12 protein-coding genes are annotated in these 6,655 nt (G+C 46.6%); all 12 read left to right on the forward strand.

Annotated elements, in window-relative coordinates; translation table 11 throughout:
• Positions 1-104: 104 nt before the first annotated feature.
• On the forward strand, positions 105-1,562 hold the full coding sequence (locus P5683_RS07435; protein WP_006669841.1) for an N-6 DNA methylase: 1,458 nt from the start codon (positions 105-107) through the stop codon (positions 1,560-1,562).
• Positions 1,563-1,581: 19 nt separating this feature from the next.
• Positions 1,582-1,887 (forward strand): hypothetical protein, encoded by a 306-nt coding sequence (locus tag P5683_RS07440; RefSeq protein WP_006621203.1) that lies wholly within the window; start codon positions 1,582-1,584, stop codon positions 1,885-1,887.
• Positions 1,887-2,021, forward strand: coding sequence for a hypothetical protein (locus tag P5683_RS07445; protein ID WP_315640090.1), 135 nt, complete (start codon positions 1,887-1,889; stop codon positions 2,019-2,021). The genes P5683_RS07440 and P5683_RS07445 overlap by 1 nt, the downstream gene beginning before the upstream one ends.
• Positions 2,022-2,104: 83 nt before the next feature.
• A complete protein-coding gene (locus P5683_RS07450; protein ID WP_315640088.1) occupies positions 2,105-2,347 on the forward strand; it encodes a hypothetical protein in 243 nt (80 codons plus the stop codon).
• Positions 2,344-2,817: a hypothetical protein gene (locus P5683_RS07455; protein ID WP_006621205.1), complete on the forward strand. Its 474-nt coding sequence runs from the start codon at positions 2,344-2,346 to the stop codon at positions 2,815-2,817. Before P5683_RS07450 ends, P5683_RS07455 begins: the two co-directional genes overlap by 4 nt.
• On the forward strand, positions 2,817-3,251 hold the full coding sequence (locus tag P5683_RS07460) for a PIN domain-containing protein (RefSeq protein WP_006621206.1): 435 nt from the start codon (positions 2,817-2,819) through the stop codon (positions 3,249-3,251). The genes P5683_RS07455 and P5683_RS07460 overlap by 1 nt, the downstream gene beginning before the upstream one ends.
• A gap of 45 nt (positions 3,252-3,296) precedes the next feature.
• Positions 3,297-3,437, forward strand: coding sequence for a hypothetical protein (locus P5683_RS07465; protein WP_193520366.1), 141 nt, complete (start codon positions 3,297-3,299; stop codon positions 3,435-3,437).
• Complete coding sequence (locus P5683_RS07470; RefSeq protein ID WP_315645855.1) at positions 3,434-4,711, forward strand: restriction endonuclease subunit S; 1,278 nt, start codon at positions 3,434-3,436, stop codon at positions 4,709-4,711. Before P5683_RS07465 ends, P5683_RS07470 begins: the two co-directional genes overlap by 4 nt.
• A 405-nt stretch (positions 4,712-5,116) precedes the next feature.
• A complete protein-coding gene (locus tag P5683_RS07475; RefSeq protein WP_315641856.1) occupies positions 5,117-5,332 on the forward strand; it encodes a hypothetical protein in 216 nt (71 codons plus the stop codon).
• Between the two features lie 126 nt (positions 5,333-5,458).
• The gene (locus tag P5683_RS07480) at positions 5,459-5,734 is read left to right on the forward strand and encodes a hypothetical protein (RefSeq protein ID WP_006621211.1); all 276 of its coding nucleotides are present in this window, start codon (positions 5,459-5,461) and stop codon (positions 5,732-5,734) included.
• A 285-nt stretch (positions 5,735-6,019) separates the two neighbouring features.
• Positions 6,020-6,250 carry a hypothetical protein gene (locus tag P5683_RS07485; RefSeq protein WP_006621212.1) on the forward strand — a complete coding sequence of 77 codons (231 nt, stop codon included), beginning with the start codon at positions 6,020-6,022 and terminating at the stop codon, positions 6,248-6,250.
• 41 nt (positions 6,251-6,291) lie between these two features.
• Positions 6,292-6,516, forward strand: a complete 225-nt coding sequence (locus P5683_RS07490) for a hypothetical protein (protein ID WP_228116490.1) — start codon at positions 6,292-6,294, stop codon at positions 6,514-6,516.
• The last annotated feature ends 139 nt before the right edge of the window (positions 6,517-6,655 follow it).

Raw genomic sequence — 6,655 nt, forward strand, 5'->3', positions numbered from 1 at the left:
GGGGAGCCAATCCCCCAGCTCATTTTCTGCCAAGCAGGGAGAAGGGGAGCCAATCAAAGTCCCTCTCCCTCTTTGGGAGAGGGATTTAGGGTGAGGGAGAGTCAATGAGTACCAGTAACGTAACCCGTGATATTGTCGCGAAACTTTGGAATTTGTGTCATATCCTGCGAGATGATGGCATTACCTATAACGAATATGTCACCGAATTAACCTATTTGTTATTTCTCAAGATGCTGGCGGAGACGGGGCGGGAAGATTGTTTACCGCAGGAGTATCGCTGGAGCGCATTGGATAGCCGCGAAGGGTTGGAGCAGTTGGAGTTTTATCGCCAGCTTCTGCTTGATTTGGGGAATCAGAAGAAGGTTGCTGACCCCGTGATTCTGGCTATTTTTACCGATGCTCAAACCAGACTGAGAAAGCCCACCAATTTGAAATCGCTCACGGATGCTATTGATCGGCTGGACTGGTTTTCGGCACGAGAAGAAGGCTTAGGCAACCTTTATGAAGGGTTGTTGGAGAAGAACGCCGCCGAGAAGAAATCCGGGGCAGGGCAATACTTCACACCGCGCCCCTTGATTGATTGCATTGTCAGGCTGGTGCAGCCCCAGGCGGGCGAGGTGATCCAAGACCCGGCAGCGGGGACGGGGGGCTTTCTGGTAGCGGCGGATCAGTATGTCAAAAACCAGACGGATGACTTGTACACCCTGACCCAGGAGCAGGGGCGTTTCCAGCGTAATGAGGCTTATCGAGGGTTGGAGTTAGTACCGGATACGCACCGTCTTTGCCTGATGAATTTGATGTTGCATGGCATTGAAAGCGTGGTGATGTGTGGGGATAGCCTGTCACCGGATGGGGAGAGTTTGGGCAAGGCTGATGTGATTCTCACCAATCCACCCTTCGGAACCAAGAAGGGGGGCGGACGACCTACCCGATCGGATTTTTCGGTGACCGCAGAAACCTCTAACAAGCAGTTGGCGTTTGTGGAGCATATTTACCGCGCTCTGAAACCAGGGGGCAGGGCGGCGGTGGTGTTGCCGGATAATGTGTTGTTTGAGGATAATACGGGGCGCAAGCTGAGGCAGCAGCTTATGGATTTGTGCGATCTGCATACCATTTTGCGCTTGCCGACCGGGATTTTCTATGCTCAGGGGGTGAAAACTAATGTGCTGTTTTTCACGCGGGGCAAGACGGACAGGGGCAACACGAAGGCAGTGTGGGTGTATGACCTGCGGGCAAATATGATCAGTTTTGGTAAGACGAGACTGCTGACGGTGGCGGATTTTGCCGAGTTTGAAGCGGCTTTTGGGGATGACCCGTTGGGGAAAGCGCCGCGCACTGACCAGGGGGAGGAAGGGCGATTCCGCTGCTTCACCCGTGAGGAGATTGCTGCCCGCAATGATAACCTAGACATTAGCTGGTTGCGGGATACCAGCGATGACCCAGAGGATGACCTAACGGAGCCGGAGGAAATTGCGGCGGCGATCGCTACCCATTTAGGCAACGCCCTGCGGGAAATTGAGATTATGATGGAGGAGTTTAGCAACGGAGCAGATAGCCGATGACTTTACGGCTGCATTGAGGATGAAACGTTTATTCGTCATCAATAAATTTACACCCAATGAAGATGATATGGAAACAGATCTGAGTATGCACACAATTCAATTAAGGTCTTATGTGGGCAGTGATGGATTATTACATATTTCGTTGCCTGACTTACAGGATACGGAGGTTGATATTATTTTGGTATATCAGCCAGCAAAACCATTAGTAAAAACATCGTCAAAACGACAATGGTCTCCCGATTTTTTAAGTGTATTTGGAGCTTGGGAAGGTGAGCCACTTGTGAGGGCTGTTCAAGAGGAGGCATCCGAGCGGGAGTCGTTTTAATGTCTTATTTGCTGGATACTAATACCTGCATCAATTATATTAATCGGCGTAGCATGAGCGTTTATCAACACCTCATCGCATTATCTCCCGACGATGTGTATATTTGCGAAGATTGGGAGGCCGAAAATCCATGAAAACCCAAGCTGAGGTGATTTATCTATGAATACAACTCAAGAAGCAATTATTCATTGTTTACGACAACAGAGGAGTTTGATTTATGTCTAAGCGGGGCGATCGCGAGCGTTTAGCCGATCGCCTACTCAAACAACTCGCAACTCTAGCCCCAGATGACCTTGATTTAGTCATTGATTTTGTCAGTTTACTACACCAGAGAAAGCATAGCTCTTTGGGCAAACGCCTACGAGACCTATTTCGAGAAACCCAAGCATTACCCGGTGTAAGCCAGATTACTGAGGAAGAGATTGCGGCTGAAATTGAGGCATATCGTAGAGGCGAGTGAAAATTTTAATCGATACAAATGTTTTAGTTTCTGCTGTTTTACGGGATCGTATTCCAGAACAAGTTGTGCTTTATGTTAAAGACATATCGGGCGATCTCAAAACTCGATTTTCAAAAATTCCTGATCAGGAGACTGGTTTATGTCTATCACCAACTTTGCCCCCAAATACACCAACCATTGGAGCGATCGCCATGATGACTAAGATTCAACAAACGAATAAACTGCTAGAGCAGCTAGAAACACTAACTCCTGAAGAGATAAATATGGTAATCGCTTTTGCTGATTTCTTGCACTATAAAAAAAGCATTCAGTCACCAAAGCAAGTCATTCAGAAGCACCCAGGAGCTACCACTCACTTCAGTCCCAAAAACTTGTCTAAACTCCGAGGGATTGCTAAACCTGTATCGGTTTTAGAACAGTCTGATCCTCAGACAGACTATGTTGATTATCTAACGAACAAATACACATAATGCGAGTTTTAATCGATACCAATGTGGTGCTTGACTTTCTACAAGAGCGGGAACCTTTTGTAGAGAATGCAGCGAGAATTTTTCAGCAGATTGATGCTGGGGAAATTGAAGGAGTGATTACGGCTACCACAATCACTAATATTTATTATATTATTCGGAAGTTCGCCGGAGATGGAGTTGCTCGAGACGCGATCGCCCAAATTCTGATCGATCTCACGATCGCCCCTGTGAATCGAGATGTTTTAGAAGGAGCGATCGCTCTACAATTCGCTGATTTTGAGGATGCTGTACAGTATGTATGTGGTATTAGCCATCCTGTAGATGTCATTGTTACTCGTGATGTTACTGGGTTTAGCGCCGCAACCATTCCAGTGGTGCTACCCGAAAACTTTGATGATTTCAAGCTAAGATTGCGGCTGGACGATCCCAGATGATGTTGGCAGAGCGATCGCATTATCGCGGCTAAAGGAAACAACCCCATGAGACAATTACCAATGGAGTTCGAGATTAACCAAAATCGCGCGATCGCCCCTAATCATTTGCGGAACGCTCTGGCAGAAATTGGGGCATATAGTGAGAAGATGGAAGGCGATGAACCGCAAGAGGAGAGAGCAGCGTGAGTGAATTGCCGAAGGGGTGGGTTTTTAGTTCTCTTCTGGGTATTGTCAATCTTCACGACAGTCAGCGTATTCCCTTGAACCAGAAGCAACGTGCTGAACGTCAGGGTGCATATCCATACTATGGAGCTAATGGACAGGTAGATTCGATAGATGGTTTTATTTTTGATGGCAATTACATTCTCTTAGCTGAAGATGGTGGTTATTTTGATCACCCATTTAAAGGCGTGGCCTATGAAGTCTCTGGGCGATTTTGGGTCAATAATCATGCTCATATTCTTTCTCCTTGTAGTGAAATTCCAATAAGGTTTTTATTCTATGTTCTTAATTCACTTGATTGGATGCCTTATGTAGGAGGTTCTACAAGATTAAAATTAACCCAAGAATCAATGCGTAGGGTATTAATCCCCCTTCCCCCACTCAACGAACAACGGCGGATTGTTGCCAAGCTCGATCGCCTCTTTGCCCGTAGTCGTTGTGCCCGTGAGGAGTTGGGGCGGGTGTCTGGGTTAGTTCAGCGCTACAAACAAGTCCTCTTAGTTGCCGCAACATCAGGAGAGTTTTCAGAAGACTGGCAAACAGTTGATATTCAGTCAGTTGCCAAAGTCGGAACAGGTTCGACACCTCTAAAATCAAATTCTAGTTACTATGCTGATGATGGAATACCCTGGATAACAAGTGCTGCCACAGGACAACCATTTGTTACATCAGCATCAGAATTTGTTACTGAAGCCGCAATTTCAGATCATCGACTAAAAAAGTATCCGGTAGGAACTCTTTTAGTTGCTATGTATGGAGAAGGAAAGACACGAGGGCAGGTTACAGAACTTGGAATAGAAGCAACAATCAACCAAGCCTGTGCAGCTATAGTTGTTGACGAGACTTTAGTATTAAAGGAGTATCTAAAACTCTCATTAAAAGCTAATTATCTTGAAATGAGAGAGCTTGCAGAAGGCGGGAATCAACCCAACTTAAATTTAAGCAAAATCAAGAATTTTCCTGTTGTTTTGCCATCACTTCAGCAACAAAAAAAAATTGTCAAGCGAGTTGAAAAGCTGTTCAAAGTGATAGATATCATCGAGCAGGAACATCAAAAAGCCAGCAAACTACTCGATCGCCTAGAGAAAGCCACCCTATCCAAAGCCTTTCGGGGCGAACTCGTACCCCAAGACCCCAACGACGAACCCGCCGCAGTCTTGTTAGAACGCATCCAAGCCCAACGGCAGACGCAACCCAAACGCAAAGCAAAATCGACCCGCAAACCCAAAGCCAATTGAGGGGGTGCGATCGAGGCTAACACTGCTCAACAGGATGTTTCAGAGCCGGATGAGGATATCCTCCTTAATGAGATTGACCCTGTGTATGGGTGGAGTTCCCAGCCAAGTAATTTGGCATGACGGCAATACTTGACACCAGTTTTTTGTTGAGTTGTTGCCCTAAAACCCCAGCTAACAACCCCTTGGCAGCGGACGCTTGAGATATCTTGATCGGGATCCAAAGGTTATCTGTCGCGGCTTATCTTGGTGGTTGGGTAGCCATACTTTTGGATGCCACACTCAAACGAGGTGCTGGATTTTCGTAAGTAGGTAGACTCAATAGCTGCGAAACCGCCCCAAAAAAAGCACAGCCTTGGGTAAAATAAAGAAGCGATGTGATTTTGTCGTGTTAACTGCTTCTGAAAAATGACAAAACTACTTCAACAGGCGATCGCCCAAATCCAACAACTCCCACCCGACCAACAAGATGCGATCGCGGCTCGATTTTTGGCAGAGGACAACATTGGCAGGCTCAGGGAAGTCTACCCGCTTTCCAAGAGCGCGATCGCGCTATGCTCAATCTGCCTGAGAGCCGCGATAATGGATAGAATGAGTACAAAGTTCTGGGTGAAGTGGCAATGACTGAGTTGCTTGAGGGTGCGATCGCCTAATTGAAAAGCCTGCTGATGAGCAAGATGCGATCGCTGCTCGTTTACTTACTCAGATGCTAGAATAGGGCAGCAACGCGGTTTCATTAGCAATATAGCCATGTCTAAAACAATAGTCGAGCGGCAAGATCTTGTTGAGGTAGTAAATGCTCTGCCTGATGAGGTTTTGGTAGAGTTGGCAAATTTTCTTGACTACTTGCGCTATAAAACGTCTCAGGATAAGAAACCTGATCTTTGTCAACAAAACTTTTTGCTCTCTGTTGCCGGCTTAGGTAAGTCTGCTCAACAGGATGTTTCAGAGCGGGATGAGGATATCCTCCTTAATGAGATTGACCCTGTGTATGGGTGGAGTTCCCAGCCAAGTAATTTGGCATGACGGCAATACTTGACACCAGTTTTTTGTTGAGTTGTTGCCCTAAAACCCCAGCTAACAACCCCTTGGCAGCGGACGCTTGAGATATCTTGATCGGGATCCAAAGGTTATCTGTCGCGGCTTATCTTGGTGGTTGGGTAGCCATACTTTTGGATGCCACACTCAAACGAGGTGCTGGATTTTCGTAAGTAGGTAGACTCAATAGCTGCGAAACCGCCCCAAAAAAAGCACAGCCTTGGGTAAAATAAAGAAGCGATGTGATTTTGTCGTGTTAACTGCTTCTGAAAAATGACAAAACTACTTCAACAGGCGATCGCCCAAATCCAACAACTCCCACCCGACCAACAAGATGCGATCGCCGCTCGATTGTTGGCAGAGTTGCAGGACGAGCAAAAATGGGAAACCAGTTTTGCTACCACGACAGACGAGCAATGGGATCAGATGGCCGCAATGGTACGGCAGGAAATCGCAGCAGGAGAAACTCTTGCCCTTGATGAGGTATTCCCAACACAAAAATGAAATCAAGCGTCACAAAGTCATTTCGCCAGCGGCTAGGTGATTTGCCTGCATCAGTTCAAGAACAAGCCCATAAAGCTTACGCCCTTTGGCAAGAAGATCCTTATCATCCGAGCCTTCAGTTCAAGCGAGTCAGTCAGAAGCAACGGATTTATTCTGCTCGTGTCAGTCTCAATTATCGTGTTTTAGGTTTACTCGAAGGCGACGATATTTACTGGTATTGGATTGGCACACACGATGATTACGATGAATTGCTAAAACGGATTTAGTCAGTAGGATTAGGGTGCGTTAGACGGGATCGATAAGGTGATTAGGGTTAGGGATAATTGAGAGATTTGATGGGTGATGGTAGCTGATACATTTACGCGACATTTTTCCGGTTGTTCCCGGACAATGCAACGATAGCAG

Source organism: Limnospira sp. PMC 1279.21, assembly GCF_032349615.1.
Lineage (GTDB): Bacteria > Cyanobacteriota > Cyanobacteriia > Cyanobacteriales > Microcoleaceae > Limnospira > Limnospira fusiformis.

Coding starts and splice junctions, on each gene's coding strand:
- P5683_RS07450 (WP_315640088.1), top strand. CDS start 2,105: ATGTCTAAGCGGGGCGATCGCGAGCGTTTAGCCGATCGCCTACTCAAA.
- P5683_RS07485 (WP_006621212.1), top strand. CDS start 6,020: ATGACAAAACTACTTCAACAGGCGATCGCCCAAATCCAACAACTCCCA.
- P5683_RS07440 (WP_006621203.1), top strand. CDS start 1,582: ATGAAACGTTTATTCGTCATCAATAAATTTACACCCAATGAAGATGAT.
- P5683_RS07465 (WP_193520366.1), top strand. CDS start 3,297: ATGAGACAATTACCAATGGAGTTCGAGATTAACCAAAATCGCGCGATC.
- P5683_RS07435 (WP_006669841.1), top strand. CDS start 105: ATGAGTACCAGTAACGTAACCCGTGATATTGTCGCGAAACTTTGGAAT.
- P5683_RS07480 (WP_006621211.1), top strand. CDS start 5,459: ATGTCTAAAACAATAGTCGAGCGGCAAGATCTTGTTGAGGTAGTAAAT.
- P5683_RS07475 (WP_315641856.1), top strand. CDS start 5,117: ATGACAAAACTACTTCAACAGGCGATCGCCCAAATCCAACAACTCCCA.
- P5683_RS07445 (WP_315640090.1), top strand. CDS start 1,887: ATGTCTTATTTGCTGGATACTAATACCTGCATCAATTATATTAATCGG.
- P5683_RS07460 (WP_006621206.1), top strand. CDS start 2,817: ATGCGAGTTTTAATCGATACCAATGTGGTGCTTGACTTTCTACAAGAG.